Genomic DNA, 19337 nt, shown 5'->3' on the forward strand with positions numbered 1-19337 from the left:
CCCACTGTAATGCCAAAACGCCTTGTGTTGCTTCTGTCCGCATTTAGCCTTGCGGTTCCAGCGTTCGCAGTCGATCCCGCAATCAAGAAGCAACTCGAAAAGCTCGACCCCGCGACCCGGCTCGAACAGAGCTGCGACACTGAGGCGATGAGCCGAATCAACAAGGACGATACTGGCTACAGGCCCGACAAGGTCATCGCCTACACCTTCAAGGATCCCGTTCCCAGTGACAACAAGCTGGACGCACCTGGCGCCGTGTTCCGAAGCAAGGGCGACTGGTATCACCTGTCCTACACCTGCATCACCGGTCCGCAGCACATGAATGTTCGCGAGCTTGACTATAAGATCGGCGAGAAGGTGCCGAAGGAGAAGTGGGAAAAGTACTACCTCTATGATTGATCGAGGGATCAGAGCGCTCGCCTGCCTTGCCTTTCTGAAGCCTTAGTCCTCAGGCATCAGCTCTTCGTTGAATGCTGGCGGCAAATCGCAGGAGCGACCGCAAGCGGCATCAGACCACATGGCGCCGGCGCGCTGGGTGCGTTATGCAGCGCTTGAACAATGAACGGCTTCTCTTTGGTATGAATCGAATTTTTCTCGCTCCGGCGCTGCTGATCGCCTCCACCGCCTCCATCGCGGCCGCTCTCCCGCCGCAGGAAACGCCCGCAATCACCGCACCACAGAACATCGCCCAGCCGCCAAAGATGGCAGCCCAGCCAAAGCTCATGGAGCCGCATCTGCGCATTGCCCGTTCCGACGTCAAGGGCCACGCGCGCGTGGCGTTGACGTTCGACGCCTGCATGGGCAAGGCTGACGACCGCATCCTCTCGGTGCTGGTTCGCGAGCGGATCCCCGCAACCATATTCGTCACCGCACGCTGGCTGAAGCACAATCCACAGGCGCTGCAGGTCTTCCTTGAGAACCCCGCTCTTTTCGAACTCGAGAACCACGGCCAGAACCATATTCCAGCCGTGGACAAGCCGGTCTCCATCTATGGCATTGCGTCTGCTGGGTCGCCGGAGGCCGTGCGCCAGGAAGTGCAAGGCGGCGCCGATGCGATGCTCGCAGCCGGCATTGCCCCGCCGCATTGGTTCCGCGGCTCGACCGCCAAATACGACCTGTCCTCGATCGCCCAGATCCGCGAAATGGGATACCGCATCGCCGGCTATTCCGTGAATGGCGACGGCGGCTCGCTGCTCGGTGCGGCGGTCACGGAAAAGCGGATTGCCGCCGCCAAGGACGGCGATGTGGTGATCTCCCATATCAACCAGCCTACCCACGTCGCGGGCGAGGGTGTTGCCAAGGCGATCCTCGACCTGAAGGCCAAGGGCGTCGAATTCGTCCGCCTGCAGGATGTCGAGGATACCGGCGACGACCAGACGACGCAGTGATTAGTTGACGGCGCTCTGCGTGCGGTCCTCACTGACGCTCGCATGTCCAGGTACATCCGGCGCGTCACGGTCCAGGGCGAAATCGTCGAACCAGTCGCGGTATCCTCCGCCGATCATTGCGCCGATCACCTGCGTCGCGAGATAGGAAAAGGTGATGCCGTTGCCGCCGTAGCCATAAGCGGCATAGACCTGCGGCATCGAGGGAACGGCACCAATTAGCGGCAGCCCGTCCGAAGTCTCCCCGAAGGTGCCGCACCACGCCGTCGCGACACGCGTGTCAGCCCTTGACCAGAGCCGTTTCATCTTTTCCCGGATCGTCACGATCTTCTCAGCAAGCTTGCTGTCGCGGATCGCGGGGTCGACGGTATCGTCGTCCTCGCCGCCAGCGATGATCCGCCCGTCCGGCGTCGTGCGCATGTAGAGATAGGGATGGCTGTCTTCCCAGATCAGCACTTGGTCGCGCCACAGCATTGCCGGATCCTGCGGCATCGTTGCAAGTGCCCAGCTCGACGTCGTCCGATGCAGTTTCGGCATATCGATGCCCGGCATGGCGTAGCCGGTGGCGAGCACTGCAGTTTCGGCTTCGATGACGAACGGGCCGTCGGTCTCGGCGCTCACCCGCCCACCTTCGCTATGGAGTTTGGTGACCGAGGCGCCGATGAGACGCGCGCCTTGCTTTACGGCAATGTCCAGCAGGGCCCAGGTCAGGAGCAGCGGATCGGCCTCCGCCGAGCCGCGGGACAGGATGCCCGCATCGCGATCGAGTTCGAATTCGGTAAAGAGATCGCAATGCTCCAGATATCGGCTGGGCAGGCCCGCCTGGCGGCGAAGCTCGACCTCGTTGTGCAGATCGCGGGCGCCCTCCTGGTTGCTGGTCAGGAGCAGCGACTGCCGAGGCAGCAGATTGCAGGCGATGCGATGGGCGACGATCAGCTTCGAGAGACCTGCGACCGAGGCAGCGCTTCGCCTGTAGATACCGACGGCGCGTTCGAAACCATAGACATGCTCGAGCTCGCTCAGCGTCCGGTCGATCTCCCATTGCAGCATGGCCGTGCTCGCCGCCGTGCTGCCGAGACCGGGCGTCTCGCGGTCGATGATGATCACGGAAAGCCCGCGTTCGGAGAGGTGCTGACCCAGCAGCGCGCCGGTGATCCCTCCGCCGATCACCATGGCGTCGACCTTGAGATTGTCCTGAAGTGGCTGGTAGGCGGGTTTTGTTCCGGCGTGGCTCCACGGGGGGATGCCACTCTTCAGCCGGTTGTGGCTGGACCCTGCAAGATTGATTTCGGCCATCTGACGCGTCTCACCTCAATTATTTCGGCAATTGCGGCTGCAGTCTCTCTTCGATGAAAAGTTCATCGATGATGGTCATGACAATCAGCGATAGTGGTAGCGCGAGCATAGCACCAACTGCGCCCCACATCCAAGTCCAGAACAGAATTGCCAGAAACACCACGAAAGGATTGATTTCCAGGCGCTTCCCCATCACCGCCGGGAAGACCAGATTTTCCATGATGAGGTGGACAATGAAGAATGCTGCGGCTGGCATGAGGCCGACCAGCAGGCCGTCATGCGTGATGATGCCGGCTACAGCCACCGCGAGCGTCATGGAGGCAATGCCGAGATAGGGGATGAAGCTCGAAAGAAAGGCAAAGAAGCCCCAGAGCACCGGCGCCGAAAGACCGCCGAGATAGGCGATCACCGTCATCATGACGCCCAGGCACAGATAGATCAACGAAGCCGTGGCGAAGTAGAAGCCGAGGACCTGTTCCACACTGTTGATCACCCGGATGGCGGCAAGCCGCTGCGGACGCGTCCGAAAGACCATGATGATCGATCTGCGCAGGCTGACACGTCCGGCAAGGAAGAGGAGCAGCGCCGCGAAGAAGATCAACGCCTGGACAAGGGCAGGGGTCAGGTTGGCGCTGATGAGATGCAGCACGTTACCCGTATTCTCGAGGAGCTTGTCGCTCGACATCGGTCCGCCCTGGAAGGTCTCCGGCGTGATATGCAGCCACCGGATCTGTTCGAGATAGGGCATCAGCCGGTTGAACGTCTTCTCGACGAAGGCCGGGCCCTCGTTGGCAAGCGTCGTCAGTGGTCCGGCGAGCGAATTGGCAACGAGGACGATCACCAGCGCGACGCCGGTCGACAGGATGACGGCGTTGGTGATGCGCGGTACGCCGAGTCTGCTGAGCTTTTCCGCCAGTAGCCCGAGAATCATGCCAACGACAACGGCAAGCGTCACCGGAACGAGAATGAGCGACATCATGTAGATGGCCGAAAGAGCGAGCACCGCAAAGATGCCGATCACAGCCCAGGCCATGGTGATATCAAGCCCGTCCTTTTCGACGCGGTGCATCGGCGCTTGCGGCATCTCCTCCGTGTCTTGCTTCAGTTTTTCGGCCCAGGCGCTGACAGAGCGCTCGCCCATTGTGATCTTGCTGGCCTGCTTGCGGATACCGTTGGCAATTCCCATGGATAGACGATCCCCGGAAGCCCAGGTGCTTCGCGACGGAAACGCACAGAACCCCTTCAGGTTCCTGAGGGTCAGGCGGACAGCGTCAGGCCGATACCCCAGGGGTCGTGCAGGAACACGCCACTATTGCGCTTCTCGCTCCTGATCTCGAGCTCGTCGAGCTTGGCGATGGCATTGTCGAGCGCGGCCTTGTCGTTGAAGCGAAGGGCATAGTCGGAAAGGCCGGTCATCCCCTCGGCGCGGGCGCCGGCGCCGGCGCTGTTCCAGATGTTGGCGGCGACGTGGTGATGGTAATCGCCTGTGGCAAAGAAGCTGGCGCCGGGATAGCGCGCCATCAGCCTCAAGCCAAGCACATCGCGGTAGAATGCGTCGGCCTCGGGTATGTCGCCGACCTGCAGGTGGATGTGGCCGATTGCGGTGCTGTCGGCCATGCCGTTCCAGGTATCGTCGGGCGCACTGTTGTAGAGCGACTGCAGATCGAGACGCCGCGTCGCCATCTCCACCTGGCCGTCGGGATGGAACTTCCACTGCTCGTGCGGTCGGTCGGCATAGATCTCGATGCCGTTGCCTTCTGGGTCGGAGAGATAGATGGCCTCGCTGACCAGGTGATCGGATGCGCCGTCCAGGGCGACATTATTATGTGCGGCGTGGCGCAGCCAGCGGGCGAGCTCGGTGCGGTTGGGCATCAGGAAGGCCGTATGGAAGAGGCCGGCGGCATTGCGCGGCGCGATGCGGACATCCTTGCCCGTCGTCAGCGCCAGAAGCGGCGCGCCGTCGACGCCGAGCACGTCGCCGCTGGCGCTTTTCTCGATGACCTTCAGGCCGAGCATGGACTGGTAGAAACTGGACACCAGCGGCAGGTCGGTGACGACGAGGTGCGACTGGTCGACATAGGCAGGGCGCGTCAGGGCGTAGGACGTTTCGGTGTTCATGGGCGTATCTCCTGCCTTGGCTGAGGGAGTCGTACCGGCGCTGGCGGCGAGAGCGCCGCCCGTAGCGATACCAAGGAATTTGCGCCGGTCCATATGCCTCAGAGGTCCCCTTGGCCGCTGTACTTGCTCTCTATATGGCGGATTCCGATTGTTCACAGAAGCCCTGTTTTTGATGATTGAGCGTTCGACGATCGTTGACAAAAATCCGCGCGATCTTGATCTTGATCAAAGCGCCTTATTTATCTCCTGAGAGGATGTGGCCGTTAGAAACGGCGGCGCTGGAGGGCCTGAATGTACAAGAAAATCATCGTTCCAATCGAACTAGGCGCGCTGCACAGCGGCGAGAGGGCTTTCCGCAAAGCATCCACGCTCCTTGATACGGGTGGCGAGATCATTTTGCTCAACGTCGTCGAGGACGTTCCCACCTATGTCGCGATCGGTCTGCCGGCCGAATTGCTGCAGAACGCGATCGATGATGCCCAGGAAAAGCTCGGAATGCTGATCCGCACGAGCGGCATACCCGCAATGATCGAAATCGGCCACGGCCGCCCGGCCCATAGCATCCTCGCCACGGCCGAAACGCATGATGCGGATCTCATCATCGTCGCTTCCCATATCCCCGACTTCAGCAACTACTTCATCGGCGCCACCGCCGACCGTGTCGTCAGGCATGCCAAATGCTCTGTGCTGGTCGACAGGCAGCGCTAAGGAGAAAATGGCACAGGACCGATGGAGGAACTTCCATGAGCGACACGCAGACATACGAGAAGATCCTACGCGACCGCCAGCGTGAGCTTGAATCGCGGCTGAGCCGCATCGACGGCGATCTCGGACGCACCAAGGAGCAGGACAGCGACGACCGCGCGGTCGAGAGCGAGAACGACGAAGTGCTGGAGGGGCTCGGCCAGGCCGGCCAGGAAGAGCTGCGCGCCATCGGCGCCGCTCTCGATCGGATCGCGAAAGGCACGTATGGCACCTGCGTCCGCTGCGGCGAGTCAATTTCAACGAAGCGTCTCGGCGCCGTGCCTTATGCCCCACTCTGCGAGGATTGCATGGGCCAGGGCTAGCACGCTTTACCACAAGGGAGCGATCCGGTCTGCGCGGCCGCCCCCTTGTGGTGCGTTTCAAGCCGCCGCCGTCGCAGCGGCAGCGCGCAGCATGTCCCGAATGCTGCGTTCTTCGGCGGTAAAATCCTCGCTTGTGATCGCGCCGAACTCCGCGGCGGCCTTTTTTGCGAGAAAGGATGCGTTCGGCAGACGGTCCGGGCCCTCGAGCCTAAAGGAAATTGCTGAAAGCGGGCCGAAGAGCAGCGCCCGTTCCAGCTCGGGATAATGCTCCAGGGAAGGCTCGATGCCAGCGTTGCGGGCAAAGGCGAGGGCTGCGACATGCGTCGGCACCGCGGGTCCGAACGTGCGAGCCGCGCGACTTCTTGACAGAGCCATCGCCTGCTTCTCGGGAGTCGGCCGCGCCGCAATACCCGTAAAGGAATAGGCGATCCAGCGTGCCTGCAGCTCGATCGCTGGAAAGAAGGGACCAATAAGGTCGATCAATCCCGCAAAGGCGAGGCCCGGCAGATCGGGATGGAGCGTGAAGTCGTGAAGCGTCATGTTCGCCGTGTCGAGCTCCACCGTCTCGGCGAGCTCCGGCGACAGGAACGGTAAGGACAGCCGATAGCCGGTGCCCAGCAAGAGCGCATCCGCTTCAACAGCGCTTCCATCGGCAAAATGCACGGTTCTGCCGTCGATCCGTTCAATCCATGGCCGCGTCACGATCCGCCCCTCGGCAACGGCAGGCAGGAAGTTTTGCGATTGCGTGATGCCGGCAGCGAAGATGTTCTCATGCGGCTTGCGGGCGCCGAACTGTTCAGGGCTGCCGGCCGCGTTGAGCACCATCGCCTTCAGCGCTTCGGCGGCGATGTCGGGTGGGCAGCGTTGCGCCGCGATGGCTGCCGCACGCGTGAACATGACGGATTCGGTCGGCACCCCCTTGATGAGTTTGGGCAGCACGTAGCGCTGGCGGCGATAGCTCGCAGTCACCTGCGCAGCGCCGGCAAGGGCGATTTCCGCGGCAATTTCGAGAGCGCTGATCGAGCATCCGGCAACGACTACTGACCTGCCGCGCAGGCGTTCCGGCCCGCAGTAATGGCTCGTGTGCGCGGCGCCGAAGGAACCGCAAAAGCTCTCTATGCCTGCTATATCAGGCACATCAGGCGCAACGTGCCGGCCGGTGGCAACGATTGCGCGCCTGAAAACCTCCCTGCGGATCACTCCGTCTGTATTCGAGTGGATCTGCCAAAGCCCGTCGTCTCCGCGTAAAAGATGCTCCACCCGCGCTCTCGTTCTGATGCGGGGCAGTAGATCAAAATGCTCTGCGTAGCGCTCCAGATATGCGAGCATCTCGTCGTGGCGCGGATAGGTGGCGGTGCCCTCGATATGGTCCATGTCGGAAAAGGCGGTTGTCACACGGCTCGTATTGGTCCGCATGCCGGGCCAGACGCCGCTCATCGGCGACAGGCTGTTCCACTGCCCGCCGAGCTGGTCGGCTGCTTCGAAGAGAAGCGGTTCCAGTCCGTGCGCACGCAGCCAGCGAGCGCAGGCGAGGCCGGATGGCCCAGCGCCGATGATGGCGACGGTATTGTCGGGCATGCGTTCGAGGCGATTGCCTGTCATTTTTCTGCTCCTTTTGTGCCGGGAGCCTCTCTATAGTCGCCACTTCGAATGCTTGTTGCTAAATGCTTCCTAAGTCAGTGGAAGCCGTTCTTAAAAAATCGCTAAATACGATCGGTGGACGGATCGGGGGGAGGAAATGGTGCTTGACGCAGAGTTGGCCAGGTTCATCGCAAGCCCGGTGATGATCATCATCGGTACGCGCGATACGCACAATCGCGCCGCGATCGCTCGTGGTGCCGGCGCTACGGTGGTGAAAGGAAGCGGTATGGTCGAAGTGATCGTCTCGGAATGGCAATGGCCGGACTGTATCGCCAACATCCATGCGACCGGCCACATTGCGGCGACGTTCGTTCGCCCTTCGGACTATGTTGCCTATCAACTGAAAGGACGGGGCACTTTACGAACAGCGGCTGAGGAGGATATCCGGCTCTCGCGCCGCTATGTCGACGACATCGTCGACACGCTCGGAGGTCTCGGTGTGGAACCACAGCTTGCCGCGCCCTGGATCGTCAACGCCAAAGCCGCCGTCATCCGCTTTGACGTCGAAGACGTCTACCTCCAGACGCCCGGTCCAGGCGCCGGCGCTCTGCTGCGGGGTGTCGCATGACGCTTCACCTCTCTGATCTGCGGGCCTGCTTCGAAGGCGTTATCCCGTCGATCATCGCCACGTCGTCGGGCGATGGGAGGCCGAACATCTCCTACCTCTCGCATGTCATCATGATCGACAGCGATCACGTGGCGCTCTCGAACCAGTTCTTCGCCAAGACGGCCCACAACATCAGGGCCAATCCTTACGCCAATCTGCTTCTCGTCGATGCCAGGAACGGCGGTCAGTTTCGGTTGGACATCGTCTTTTCCCATCCACTTGAGGACGGCGTCTTTTTCGATCGGGTGGCGACGCAGCTGCAGGCGAGCAGCGAACAGGTCGGCATGGGCGGCATTATGAAGCTGAAGGGGCTCGACGTCTTCCGCGTGCTGTCGATCGCTAGTGTTCCTTCGCCGGTTGTTCTGCAGAAGGAGGCCGTCGAGGAGCCTTCGCGCAAACTGATTGCGCTCAGCCGACTTGTCGACCGGATCGCCATTCAGAACGATGTGGGCGGCGCCATCGACGTCGTCCTGAGCGGGCTGGAGAGCGAATTCGGCTACACCAACACGCTTTTCATGCTCCATGACGAAGCACGCAGGCTTCTGGCAACCGTGGGCAGTCGCGGTTACGAGCGCTCCGGCGTGGGGTCGGAAGCCGCCGTCGGCGAAGGCATCATCGGGGCCGCGGCCGTCAAGCGGCGGCTCGTCAAGGTCAGCGACATGAGCCGTGTGCGGCGCTATGGCGCCGCGATCCGAACATCTTCCGTCGATGAGGAGAGAACCCGCGCCATCGTTCTGCCTGGTATGAGAGGCGCGATGAGCCAGATGGCAGTACCCGTCATGGCGCAAGACGTCCTCCTCGGAGTGCTGTTTGCCGAAAGCCGCCAGCGCCTTGCTTTTTCCGAGGAAGACGAGGCGGTGATGACTGTTGTCGCCCGCCAGGCCGCCGCGACGCTTGCTCTTTGCGAGCGCCTCGCCAGCGAAACGCAAAAGGTTGCAAAGGCAGACAAGGCGCCAGCCCACCTGCAAAGCAGCTTCCGGGTCGTCCATCATGCCTACGACGATAGTGTCTTTATCGATAATGCCTATGTCATCAAGGGCGTGGCCGGGCGTATGCTGATGATGATGCTGAGCCTCTGGCTCCGGGAAGGGCGCACTGAGTTCACAAATCGCGAGATCCGCCTTTCCGACAGTCTGCGCTTGCCAGAGATCAAGGACAATCTCGAAACCCGCCTCCTCCTGCTGCGCCGTAGGCTTGAAGAAAAAGGCACTCCCGTTCGCCTTGTCCGCGCCGGGCGCGGCCTCATCCGTCTCGAACTCGATGGTGTTCCGAGGCTTGATACCGTAGGGCTGCCCGTCTAGAGCGTTGGGCATCCATATAAAATGCACAAAGAACACTCTAACGCTTTGAATTTGCGTAATCCCGAAAATCGATTTACCTCCAGTCGATAACCGCCTCTCGTCGCTCACGAATGTTTATCGGCCTGTACACCTGTTGTGTTGCACGTACTCCGTTTCGGTGACACGATTTGAGAGATAATGAGGGTTTCCTGCATGACGGAGTTCAACGGCATCCGCTGGGCTTATGACAAATACGAGCTTATCGCCGACGGCGTCGTCCACGGCGTCGGACTTGCGTTTGCGCTCATCGGTGCGACCGTTCTGATCTTTTACGCCACTCTCTGGAGTTCCCATGCCGAACTCGCCGCCGCATGGATCTACAGCATCGGCCTGGTGCTGACGATCGGCATCTCCTTCTCCTACAATGCCTGGCCGGTCTCGCGCACCAAGTGGTTCCTTCGCCGTCTCGATCATTCCTCAATCTTCATCCTGATCGCCGCCACCTACACGCCTTTCCTGGAACGCGGCGCCGACAGTCCGCTTCTGTTCGGGATGCTGATCGGCATCTGGGCGATCGCTGCGCTCGGCATCTTCCTGAAATGTGCCTTTCCCGGGCGCTTCGACAAGGTCGCCATCCTTCTGTATCTCGGCATGGGGTGGAGCGGCATCTTCGTGGCCGGACCGGTGGCCGAGCGCATCCCCTACGTATCGATGCTCCTGATCCTCGTCGGCGGCGTCATCTATTCTCTCGGCGTCATCTTTCACGTCTGGGAAAAGTTGCGCTTCCAGAACGCCATCTGGCACGGTTTCGTCGTGGCCGCGGCGGCCGTGCACTATTCAGCGGTACTCACCTGCTTCAGCATGGCGAACGCGGGGCTCTGACCCCAGCACCGCGGTGGCGCAGCCAATGTCTTGTCCAGATGCTGGACCACCGGATCATATGCCTTCAGCGCCGCCTTCGGATACTCCAGCATGAGGTATCCGATCGCATCGTGGCAGAGAGCCACGGCGCGCGCGTAAAAAGTGCGATCCTTGCGCGTGCCGGAATAGCTGGCGAATGTCCTTGAGGGCTTCGAATAGTTGATCTGCCAGCTGTCCTGCTTGGCCATTCCGTCTGCCGATTGCAGTGTCATGCCGTCGCCGTTGTCGGCGTCGTTGGCGAGCGTGAAGCCGGCTGTAAGGTCGACGGCATAGCCGAAACGGGCATTGGCATAAGGCCGACAATCCTCGGCCAGCGCAGACGTCGCCGCGAGGCAAAACAGGATGACGAAACGGCCGATCATGGTTCCCTCCGCAATGACGCCATACCCTGTCGCGGACGATCGCTTCCGGTGCACGATTTCGCTGGTTTACAACGCTGAATGCGGGGCGTATGCCGCTTGCCGGAACCGAACTGAAACTGGACCTGATATGACCGACGCCGTTCTCGTGCGCGACGCCACCGAAACCGATCTCCCAGCCATCCGCGATATCTACAACCACGCTGTCGAGCATACGACGGCGATCTGGAACGAAACACTGGTTGATCTCGACAACCGCATCGAATGGTTCAAGGCCCGCAAGGCGAAGGGATTTCCGGTCATTGTTGCCGAGATGGACGGCAAGGTCGCAGGCTATGCCTCTTATGGCGATTGGCGGGCTTTCGACGGCTATCGCCACACGGTCGAGCACTCGGTCTATGTCGACAAGGATCGCCGCGGCGCTGGCATTGGCGAATTGCTGATGCGGGCGCTGATTGAGCGCGCCGCCGACGCCAACATCCATGTGATGATCGCCGGCATCGAGGCGGCGAATGCGGCCTCCATCAAGCTGCACGAAAAGCTCGGCTTCCGCGTTGCCGGAACCTTCTCGGAAGTCGGTACCAAGTTCGGCCGCTGGCTCGACCTGACCTGCATGGAGCTTAGGGTTACGAAGTGAGCCTTATCGTTCTCACCGGCGCTTCGGGATCGGGCAAGACGGCGATCGCCAAGGCGATTGCCGCCCGGTTCACGGGTGAGATTGATGTCTACTATTTCGATGACATCGGCGTTCCCTCGCTCGGGCAGATGACGGCGGACTACGGCTCGCCGGCGGGTTGGCAGCGAGCCATGACCTTCAAATGGCTGGAGAGTCTTGCAGAAGCTCAGCGGTCGGGCCGCAATCAGCTGCTCGAAGGCCAGATGCGCCTTGCTTTCCTGGAGGAGGCGGCAACCGTTGCCGGCATCCCCTATCTGCCGCTGCTGGCCGATTGCGATGACGAGACACGAAGGCATCGCCTGGCGGTCGAGCGCCGGCAGCCCGAGCTTGCCGACGCCGAGATGATGGCCTGGGCAGCCTTCCTCCGCCGCGAGGCGGCGGCCAAGGGCTGTGAGATACTGGACACGTCGCGCTTGTCGCTGGATGAAAGCGTTCTGGCCGTCGTCGGGCGCTTTCAAGGGTAGTCCTCGAACTTGATCTCCGGGCCGAGGCGCTATTTCCCCGGTTCGAACACCATCGCGTGGCCGTTGATGCAGTAGCGCAGGCCGGTCGGCGGCGGGCCGTCGGGAAAGACGTGCCCGAGATGGGCATCGCACGTGCCGCAGCGGATTTCCGTGCGGACCATGCCGTAGCTCGTATCGCGATGCTCGATCACCGCGTCGGGCGAGACCGCCTCGAAATAGCTCGGCCAGCCGCAGCCGGCATCAAACTTTGTATCCGAACGGAATAGCGGCGAATTGCAGCCGACGCAGCGATAGAGCCCGGTCTCGAACGAATCCCAGTAGGGGCCGGTGAAGGCACGCTCGGTGCCATGCTGCCGGGTGATCCGGTATTGCTCGGGCGTCAGCTGCTCTTTCCATTCCGCGTCGGTCTTGTGAACTTTGGCGATTGTCGTATCGGCCATGGCTTGTTCCTTTCGCGCCGGGGGGTACGGCTTTGATTTTCGACAGCAATGTGGTGCGGGAAGCAGCATGGATCAAGGGATGCCGATCTCGGCAAAGCGGTATGAAGCCCTCGGAAGATGCGGGCAGAACCCGTTCCCTGTGGGTATCCCGCCGCCGCAAGTTGCTCCTGGTCGAACAAGGCTTGTGACCGCGCTCCTGTTCTCGTACACCTGACGGGACTTCCGGCTTTCGCCGGTTCCACGAAGCGTTGCCAGCAGAGGAGGGCACATGGCCGGTGTCACGGCTTTGACATTTGCGGCCTTGTGTCTGCCACTTCTCGGCGCTGTTGTTGCTCCCTTTCTCGTTCGCGCCTTTGGTGCAAGCGCCGCCTGGCTCTTGGCGCTCGCGCCGCTTTTGGCCTTTGCGCACTTCGCCAGCCTGCTGCCGGCGATATCGGCCGGCAAGGTGATTACCGGCGGCTATGCCTGGGTGCCGAGTTTCGACCTCCGCTTCTCCTGGCTACTCGACGGTCTTTCACTGACCTTTGCGCTGCTGATCACCGGTATCGGCACGCTGATCGTGCTGTATGCCGGTGGGTATCTGAAGGGGCACAGGGATCAAGGGCGTTTCTTCTCGTTCATCTTCCTGTTCATGGGCGCCATGCTCGGCCTCGTCGTATCAGACAGCCTGCTGATGCTCTTCGTCTTCTGGGAGCTGACGTCGATCACGTCCTTCCTGCTGATCGGGTTCGACCACGAGCGCGATGCCGCCCGTCGTGCCGCCTTACAGGCGCTTGTCGTTACCGGTGGCGGCGGCCTACTGCTGTTGGCGGGCCTACTGCTGATCTGGAGCACGACAAATGCCACGCAGCTGTCGACGCTGCTTCAGTCCGGCGATCTGCTGCGCGCCAATCCGTACTACCTGCCGATCCTGATCCTCGTTCTCGGCGGCGCCTTCACCAAGTCCGCGCAGTTTCCGTTTCATTTCTGGCTGCCGAACGCGATGGAGGCGCCGGCACCGGTTTCCGCCTACCTGCACTCGGCGACGATGGTGAAGGCGGGCGTCTATCTCCTGATGCGGCTCAATCCGGTGATGGGCGGGACCCCGGCGTGGGAGCTATTGCTGCCGCTCTTTGGTGGCGCGACGTTGATCATCGGCACGCTGCTTGCGATCCGTCAGACCGACCTCAAGCTGCAACTCGCCTACACGACCGTCTCGTCGCTTGGCCTTCTTGTGCTGCTGACCGGCTTCGGCTCCCCCTATGCGGTCGAGGCCGCGGCGCTCTACCTCGTAGCGCATTCGTTTTTCAAGGGAGCGCTGTTCCTGGTTGCCGGCATCATCGACCATGAGACCGGCGCGCGCGACATCACCCGGCTCGGCGGCCTGAGGAAGGCGATGCCGCTGACATTTGCTGCCGCCCTTGCCGCGGCGATTTCGATGGGCGGCCTGCCGCCATTTTTTGGCTTCCTCGCCAAGGAGGAAATCTATGCCGCGCTGGCCCATGGGGACCCGCGATCGATCGTCTTTACGCTGGTTGCGGTATCAGGCAACGCGCTGATGTTCGCGATCGGTTTCGCGGTGACGCTGAAGCCGTTTCTCGGGTCTGTTCTGGAAACGCCGAAGCACCCGCACGAGGCGCCGCCATTGCTGTGGGCCGGTCCCGTCGTGCTGGCACTGCTCGGTTTGATCGGTGCAGTCTTCTCGGCAACTTTTCATCATTACATCTCGTCTCCGGCGGCGTCGGCAATCCGGGGCTCGTCGAGCGTGATCGAGATTTCATTGATCCCGCAGGTCTGCGTACCGCTGCTTCTTTCCGCCCTTACGATCGCGCTCGGCATTCTTGTCTATTGGAGAATCGACCAAGCGCGTCGGATGATGGCAGTGGTACTAGGCAAGCTCGGACCGGGGCCGGATCGCTGGTTCGATGACTTCATTGCCGGTCTCGTCAGCCTGTCGGTCCGCGTGACGCGTTTTGTCCAACCAGGACGACTTGAACTCTACATCACCTGCACCTTCCTCTGCGTCGCCACGATCCTGCTCGTACCGCTCTGGCTCTACGGCGAAATGCCTGCGCTTCCGGTCTGGCCGCGAGAGGTCCAGATTCACGAATGGGCCATTTTCCTGCTCGCCGTGCTCGGCCTGTTGAGCGTTGTCATTGCGCGCGACCGGCTGACGGCGATCGTCTCCCTCGGCATCCAGGGCTTCTCCGTCGCCATCATATTCCTGCTGTTCGGTGCGCCCGATCTTTCCTTCACGCAGTTCATGGTGGAGACACTGTCGGTCGTCATCCTGGCTTTGGTCATGACCCGCCTTCGATTGTCGCCGACCGACCGGCGGCCACTCGGCCAGAAGATACTCGACGGCAGCATCGCCATGGCCTGCGGCTGCGGCTTCGCGCTGCTTCTGATGAAAGCCACGCAGGCGCCGTTCAACAACGCGCTGACGGAGTTCTTCAATACCCACTCGAAGTCGATCGCCCACGGCGCCAACGTCGTGAACGTCATCATCGTCGATTTCCGCGGTACCGATACGCTGGGCGAGATCGCCGTCGTCGCCATCACCGGCCTTGCCATCCTCGCCCTCATTCGCGTCCGCGCGCAGACCGAGCGGAAGCTTGCGGAAAACGATCCGGATGCTCCCGAGGATCTGGGAGTCGAGCGCCCGTGAACACGCTGATCTTCCGCACGATCGCCCCGGTTTTGACGGCGCTGATGCTGCTCTTTTCCGTCTTCGTCCTCCTGCGCGGCCACAACGAGCCGGGCGGCGGCTTCATCGGCGGTCTGATCGCGGCCTCGGCGCTGGCGATCTTCGGCATTGCCCGCGGCGTCGGCGCCGTCCGCCGGGCCATCATTTTCCATCCGCTGTCGGTATCAGGCGCCGGACTATTGATGTCCTGCTGCGCCGGCCTGCTGTCGATTGGCTTTGGCGTGCCGTTCATGACCGGGCTGTGGATCTATCCTGAGATATCAGGCGTCGAGGTGCCGCTCTCGACCGTCATGCTCTTCGATATCGGGGTCTACCTGGTGGTGGTCGGCGCCATCACCTCGATCGCGTTGGCGCTGGAAGAAAGGGAGGTCGAGTGATGGAGCCGCTGTTTGCGATCCTCGTCGGTCTGTTCTTCGCCGCCGCGATCTATCTGATGCTATCGAAATTCTCGATCCGCATCATGCTCGGCATCGCCATCCTCGGCAACGCCGTCAACCTGCTGCTGTTCACGGCCGGACGATTGACGCGCGAGGTGCCGCCGATCATCCCGGCCAATCTCGATGCGCTTCCGGCCGCCGCCGCCAATCCGTTGCCGCAGGCGCTGATTCTGACGGCGATCGTCATCTCGTTTTCCTTCCTCGCCTTCCTCCTGGTGCTGACCTATCGCGCCTATCAGGATATCGGCACCGACAACACCGACGAGATGCGGGTGGCCGAACCCGTCGATCCGCCGCTGCCGCCGATGGGGTACTAGATGGCGGCTCCGGCAAGTACGATCACCGATCTTTCCGCTGCGATGGTGACGGCGCCTGTGCCTTTGGCGAACTGGCTTGTCATCGCACCCGTCGCGCTCTGCCTCACCCTCGGCGCTGCGCTGTTGATGATGCGCAACTCGACGCGGTTGCAGGCGCTGGTCGCCGTTCCCGGCCTTGCCGTTCTGGTCTTGCTGGATGCCGCGCTGTTGGCAAAGGTCGTCGCGCATGGCCCGTTGACCATGGTCATGGGGCGCTGGCTTCCTCCCTTCGGCATCGCCTTCACCGTCGATCTCTTCGGCGCGCTGATGACCCTGACTGCCGCCGTCGCGGCGCTTGCCGGCGGCTTTTATGCACTGAAGGATGTGACCGAAAGCGGTCGCCGCTACGGCTTCTTCCCCTTCCTGATGCTGCTGATGGCAGGCGTCTCAGGAGCGTTCCTGACCGGCGACGTCTTCAACCTCTACGTCTGGTTCGAGGTACTTCTTATTTCGTCCTTTGGCATGTTGATCCTCGGCTCGGAGCGCGGGCAGATCGACGGGGCGCTGAAATATGCGGTGCTGAACCTGATCGGAACGACCCTGTTCCTGATCTCAGTCGGCATTGTCTACGCGGTCTTCGGTACGCTCAATATGGCCGATATCGCAGGCAAGGTGGAAAGTGTGCGCGACACCGCGCCGCTGATGACCCTGTCAGCTCTGGTGCTGCTGGCCTTCGCCATAAAGGCGGCCGCCTTTCCCGTCAATTTCTGGCTGCCGGCCTCCTATCACACGCCGCGTATCGTCGTGTCGGCGCTGTTTGCCGGTCTGCTGACCAAGGTCGGCGTCTACGCTCTGATCCGCATCATGGTGATGCTGCTGCCAGTCGAGCGCGAGCAATTGAGCCTGGTGATCGCCGCGGCCGGTGCGGCCACCATTGTCTTCGGCGCGCTCGGCGCTCTGGCGCAGGACGATATCCGCAAATTGCTCGGCTACGTGGTGATATCGGGCATCGGCAATATGCTGGTCGGCATTGCGCTCGGCACGCCGGGCGGTCTCTCGGGTGCAATCTTCTACGCCTTGCATTCCATGCTGCTGATGACGGCGCTCTATCTTTTAGCCGGACAGGCAGCCGCGCTCGCTGGTAGCTTCTCGCTGACCGACCTTGGTGGGCTCTATCGTCGCAGCGGCAGTTTTGCTGCCGTGTCTTTCATCCTGTTTCTCGCCGCCTGTGGATTGCCGCCTCTTTCCGGCTTCTGGCCGAAGGTGGTCTTGGTCCGGGCGTCGATCGATGTCGGCGCGTGGTGGCTGGCCGCCGCGATCCTGATCGGCGGTTTCCTGATGACGATCGCCTTCGGACGCGTGTTCCTGCTCGCCTATTGGCGGCCGGCCGCAGCGCCGCAGCCGGAAGCCTCCATCGGCTGGCAGGCGGGGCTGCCGCTCGTGATCCTCACGGCCCTCATTGCCGGCTTCGGCATTCTGCCGGAGCGGCTGTTGGAATTGGCGCAGGCGGCGGCCACCGGTCTCGTTGATCCGACGACTTATCTGCAGTCGGTCTTCCCGGGCGGAGCGATGCCATGATTGCCCTGCTGCTTAACCTCCTGCTGGCCATCGCCTGGGCTACCGTCACCGGCAGCGCCTCGCCGCACAATCTCATATTCGGCTTTGCTCTCGGCGCTTTGTGCCTCACCATTGTGCGCGAGCCCTATGGTAGCAGGCGATATCTTCGCCGGTCTTGGGCAATCCTGCATCTCGCCCTAGTGTTTTTGAAGGAATTGGCGATTTCCGCCTGGCGGGTCGCCGTCACGGTGCTGACGCCCAACATGCGGCTGCAACCCGGCATCTTCGCCTTTCCCCTGACTGTCGATCGCGATTTCGAGATTACGCTTCTTGCCAACATGATCACGCTGACACCAGGCACACTGTCGGTCGATGTCTCCGAGGACCGCAAGACGCTCTATGTCCATGCGCTGGATTGTGCCGATCCCGAAGCGACCAAACGCGATATCGCCAACGGTTTCGAACGCAGGATCATGGAGGCCTTCCGATGATCGCGCCGCTTGCCATCGTCTCCGCCGCCGCCGGGGTCGCTCTGATGATCCTTGGCGTCGCCTTTCTTCTGGCAGGCTGGCGGTTGGTCGTCGGGCCGACGCTGCCGGACAGGATACTGGCGCTCGACACGCTTTCGGGCACGGCGATCGGCTTCATTGCCGTATTGGCGGTCAAAACAGGCTTTAGTCTCTACATCGACATTGCCATCTCGCTGGGTCTGGTCGGCTTCCTGGCGACGGTCGCCTTCGCGCGTTTCGTGATGTCGCGCAGCATTGTTGCAGAACGGCACAGCGAAAAAACCGCGGGTGCCTCGAAAAAGCCCAAAGTGGCAGCCAAACGCAGCCGCGCAAAGGAAAGAAAGGGCAAGCCATGATGGACTACGCGGTCGCGCTTGCCGTGACGTTCCTGCTGCTTGCAGGCTCGCTGTTTGCCCTCGTCGCCGCTCTCGGCGTCGTGCGCATGCCGGACCTTTATACGCGTATGCACGCCGCTTCCAAGGCAGGAACGGTCGGTTCCGGCATGCTGCTTTTCGCCGCCGGTGTCGCGTCGGGCGAGGTTGCGGTCTTTGCGCGGGCGCTGGCCGGGTTCGTCTTTTTTCTGTTAACCGCGCCGGTCGCGGCGCATCTTCTCGCCAAAGCGGCACACCAGACAGGACACCGTCTTGGCCCTCAATCGGTGCGTGATGACCTCGCCAAAAGATGAGAGCGCTTCCGATTCAGTATTTTAAGTTGATTTTTGCACCCTTTTGCAGATTTCTTAATGGTTAATGTTTGGGTGTAGGGCAGACAATTCTTGCGAGTTGGGCATTTTTCGGTAGATATATATGAAATAATAATTGGCGTTTTCGCAAAACGGTGATATTTGGTGTTCCAAGTAGAGTTCTGATATTGAATTAGAATGACGTTGCTTATTTCCTCATTGGCTTTGCATTTCAGTGTTTACTTGAGGAAGTGGACTGCGTGATAGCGTACTAATTCGAAATCAGGCAGTATAAGAAACGGGTTTCGGCCTCAGGAATCTAGGGGTGGATTTCAGTTTTTCGAAACAGGTAGCCGTAGCCTGAGTTTTTTGCTGTTCGCTCTACGATGACGGTCTTGGCTGACGAGGCTTAGACCTTTGGAGCATTAAAACAGGAGAAACGTATTATGACGGATACTGCAGCCGGTAGCGGGCCGGAATTGCTGGTGGAGCTTACCGCAGATATTGTCGCCGCCTATGTCAGCAACCATGTGGTCCCAGTTGGCGATCTTGCCAACCTGATCTCGGACGTGCATTCGGCACTGAGCAATACATCGGCGCCGCAACCTGCAACGGCGGTTGTCGAGAAGCAGAAGCCGGCTGTATCGGTGCGTAAATCCGTTCAGGATGAGCAGATCACCTGCCTGGAATGCGGCGGCAACTTCAAGTCGCTCAAGCGTCATCTGATGACCCACCACAGCCTTTCGCCGGAAGAATACCGCGAGAAATGGGAACTTCCCGTCGACTACCCGATGGTAGCGCCGGCCTATGCTGAAGCGCGTTCGCGCCTCGCAAAGGAAATGGGGCTCGGCCAGCGTCGCAAGCGCGGCCGCGGCTGATTGTTGCCAAGAACATGATCTGAAGAGCCGGGCAGAAG

General features: G+C 61.3%; 23 protein-coding genes. 17 read left to right on the forward strand and 6 right to left on the reverse strand.

Annotated features, from left to right (window positions below; translation table 11 throughout):
• Positions 1 to 9 precede the first annotated feature (9 nt).
• Positions 10 to 399: a DUF930 domain-containing protein gene (locus tag WGT02_RS06985; RefSeq protein ID WP_024313807.1), complete on the forward strand. Its 390-nt coding sequence runs from the start codon at positions 10 to 12 to the stop codon at positions 397 to 399.
• A gap of 179 nt (positions 400 to 578) precedes the next feature.
• Positions 579 to 1388, forward strand: coding sequence for a polysaccharide deacetylase family protein (locus WGT02_RS06990; protein WP_024313806.1), 810 nt, complete (start codon positions 579 to 581; stop codon positions 1386 to 1388).
• On the opposite strand, the gene WGT02_RS06995 is transcribed toward WGT02_RS06990, so the two are convergent.
• The 3 genes from WGT02_RS06995 to WGT02_RS07005 all read right to left on the reverse strand — a co-directional run bounded on the left by WGT02_RS06995 (position 1389) and on the right by WGT02_RS07005 (position 4799).
• A complete protein-coding gene (locus WGT02_RS06995) occupies positions 1389 to 2681 on the reverse strand; it encodes an FAD-binding oxidoreductase (protein WP_024313805.1) in 1293 nt (430 codons plus the stop codon).
• Between the two features lie 19 nt (positions 2682 to 2700).
• Positions 2701 to 3867 carry an AI-2E family transporter gene (locus tag WGT02_RS07000; RefSeq protein WP_024313804.1) on the reverse strand — a complete coding sequence of 389 codons (1167 nt, stop codon included), beginning with the start codon at positions 3865 to 3867 and terminating at the stop codon, positions 2701 to 2703.
• Positions 3868 to 3938: 71 nt separating this feature from the next.
• Complete coding sequence (locus WGT02_RS07005; RefSeq protein ID WP_024313803.1) at positions 3939 to 4799, reverse strand: VOC family protein; 861 nt, start codon at positions 4797 to 4799, stop codon at positions 3939 to 3941.
• Positions 4800 to 5090: 291 nt separating this feature from the next.
• Here WGT02_RS07005 and WGT02_RS07010 point away from each other — a divergent pair, with 291 nt between their 5' ends.
• Together WGT02_RS07010 and WGT02_RS07015 are read left to right on the forward strand one after the other, a co-directional pair.
• Positions 5091 to 5507, forward strand: a complete 417-nt coding sequence (locus tag WGT02_RS07010; RefSeq protein WP_208248556.1) for a universal stress protein — start codon at positions 5091 to 5093, stop codon at positions 5505 to 5507.
• Between the two features lie 35 nt (positions 5508 to 5542).
• Entirely contained in the window at positions 5543 to 5866 is a 324-nt protein-coding gene (locus tag WGT02_RS07015; RefSeq protein WP_024313801.1) for a TraR/DksA family transcriptional regulator, read from the forward strand.
• A 57-nt stretch (positions 5867 to 5923) separates the two neighbouring features.
• Here WGT02_RS07015 and WGT02_RS07020 read toward each other — a convergent pair whose 3' ends face one another.
• Positions 5924 to 7468, reverse strand: coding sequence for an NAD(P)/FAD-dependent oxidoreductase (locus WGT02_RS07020; RefSeq protein ID WP_024313800.1), 1545 nt, complete (start codon positions 7466 to 7468; stop codon positions 5924 to 5926).
• Positions 7469 to 7604: 136 nt separating this feature from the next.
• On the opposite strand from WGT02_RS07020, the gene WGT02_RS07025 reads away from it, so the two are divergent.
• The 3 genes from WGT02_RS07025 to WGT02_RS07035 all read left to right on the forward strand — a co-directional run bounded on the left by WGT02_RS07025 (position 7605) and on the right by WGT02_RS07035 (position 10276).
• On the forward strand, positions 7605 to 8075 hold the full coding sequence (locus WGT02_RS07025; protein ID WP_029709927.1) for a hypothetical protein: 471 nt from the start codon (positions 7605 to 7607) through the stop codon (positions 8073 to 8075).
• Positions 8072 to 9415 carry a GAF domain-containing protein gene (locus tag WGT02_RS07030; protein WP_024313798.1) on the forward strand — a complete coding sequence of 448 codons (1344 nt, stop codon included), beginning with the start codon at positions 8072 to 8074 and terminating at the stop codon, positions 9413 to 9415. The genes WGT02_RS07025 and WGT02_RS07030 overlap by 4 nt, the downstream gene beginning before the upstream one ends.
• A 192-nt stretch (positions 9416 to 9607) precedes the next feature.
• Positions 9608 to 10276: a hemolysin III family protein gene (locus tag WGT02_RS07035; RefSeq protein WP_024313797.1), complete on the forward strand. Its 669-nt coding sequence runs from the start codon at positions 9608 to 9610 to the stop codon at positions 10274 to 10276.
• On the opposite strand, the gene WGT02_RS07040 is transcribed toward WGT02_RS07035, so the two are convergent.
• Positions 10228 to 10677: a hypothetical protein gene (locus tag WGT02_RS07040; protein WP_024313796.1), complete on the reverse strand. Its 450-nt coding sequence runs from the start codon at positions 10675 to 10677 to the stop codon at positions 10228 to 10230. The two genes, WGT02_RS07035 and WGT02_RS07040, sit on opposite strands and share 49 nt — an antisense overlap.
• 127 nt (positions 10678 to 10804) lie before the next feature.
• Here WGT02_RS07040 and WGT02_RS07045 point away from each other — a divergent pair, with 127 nt between their 5' ends.
• Positions 10805 to 11311 carry a GNAT family N-acetyltransferase gene (locus WGT02_RS07045; RefSeq protein ID WP_024313795.1) on the forward strand — a complete coding sequence of 169 codons (507 nt, stop codon included), beginning with the start codon at positions 10805 to 10807 and terminating at the stop codon, positions 11309 to 11311.
• Positions 11308 to 11814 (forward strand): AAA family ATPase, encoded by a 507-nt coding sequence (locus tag WGT02_RS07050; protein WP_208248552.1) that lies wholly within the window; start codon positions 11308 to 11310, stop codon positions 11812 to 11814. Before WGT02_RS07045 ends, WGT02_RS07050 begins: the two co-directional genes overlap by 4 nt.
• Positions 11815 to 11843: 29 nt before the next feature.
• Here WGT02_RS07050 and msrB read toward each other — a convergent pair whose 3' ends face one another.
• Entirely contained in the window at positions 11844 to 12254 is a 411-nt protein-coding gene (msrB, locus tag WGT02_RS07055) for a peptide-methionine (R)-S-oxide reductase MsrB (protein WP_024313793.1), read from the reverse strand.
• A 268-nt stretch (positions 12255 to 12522) separates the two neighbouring features.
• Here msrB and WGT02_RS07060 point away from each other — a divergent pair, with 268 nt between their 5' ends.
• The 8 genes from WGT02_RS07060 to WGT02_RS07095 all read left to right on the forward strand — a co-directional run bounded on the left by WGT02_RS07060 (position 12523) and on the right by WGT02_RS07095 (position 19299).
• Positions 12523 to 14901, forward strand: coding sequence for a putative monovalent cation/H+ antiporter subunit A (locus WGT02_RS07060; protein WP_024313792.1), 2379 nt, complete (start codon positions 12523 to 12525; stop codon positions 14899 to 14901).
• Positions 14898 to 15317 carry a Na(+)/H(+) antiporter subunit B gene (locus tag WGT02_RS07065; RefSeq protein ID WP_024313791.1) on the forward strand — a complete coding sequence of 140 codons (420 nt, stop codon included), beginning with the start codon at positions 14898 to 14900 and terminating at the stop codon, positions 15315 to 15317. The genes WGT02_RS07060 and WGT02_RS07065 overlap by 4 nt, the downstream gene beginning before the upstream one ends.
• The gene (locus WGT02_RS07070) at positions 15317 to 15694 is read left to right on the forward strand and encodes a Na+/H+ antiporter subunit C (protein WP_024313790.1); all 378 of its coding nucleotides are present in this window, start codon (positions 15317 to 15319) and stop codon (positions 15692 to 15694) included. Before WGT02_RS07065 ends, WGT02_RS07070 begins: the two co-directional genes overlap by 1 nt.
• Complete coding sequence (locus tag WGT02_RS07075; protein WP_208248549.1) at positions 15695 to 17251, forward strand: Na+/H+ antiporter subunit D; 1557 nt, start codon at positions 15695 to 15697, stop codon at positions 17249 to 17251.
• Positions 17248 to 17721 (forward strand): Na+/H+ antiporter subunit E, encoded by a 474-nt coding sequence (locus WGT02_RS07080; RefSeq protein WP_024313788.1) that lies wholly within the window; start codon positions 17248 to 17250, stop codon positions 17719 to 17721. The genes WGT02_RS07075 and WGT02_RS07080 overlap by 4 nt, the downstream gene beginning before the upstream one ends.
• Positions 17718 to 18095: a cation:proton antiporter gene (locus WGT02_RS07085; protein WP_024313787.1), complete on the forward strand. Its 378-nt coding sequence runs from the start codon at positions 17718 to 17720 to the stop codon at positions 18093 to 18095. Before WGT02_RS07080 ends, WGT02_RS07085 begins: the two co-directional genes overlap by 4 nt.
• The gene (mnhG, locus tag WGT02_RS07090; RefSeq protein WP_024313786.1) at positions 18092 to 18424 is read left to right on the forward strand and encodes a monovalent cation/H(+) antiporter subunit G; all 333 of its coding nucleotides are present in this window, start codon (positions 18092 to 18094) and stop codon (positions 18422 to 18424) included. The genes WGT02_RS07085 and mnhG overlap by 4 nt, the downstream gene beginning before the upstream one ends.
• A 443-nt stretch (positions 18425 to 18867) precedes the next feature.
• Positions 18868 to 19299, forward strand: a complete 432-nt coding sequence (locus WGT02_RS07095) for a MucR family transcriptional regulator (protein ID WP_024313785.1) — start codon at positions 18868 to 18870, stop codon at positions 19297 to 19299.
• The last annotated feature ends 38 nt before the right edge of the window (positions 19300 to 19337 follow it).

Origin of the sequence: Rhizobium sp. T1470, assembly GCF_042140505.1 — a bacterium.
Lineage (GTDB): Bacteria > Pseudomonadota > Alphaproteobacteria > Rhizobiales > Rhizobiaceae > Rhizobium > Rhizobium favelukesii.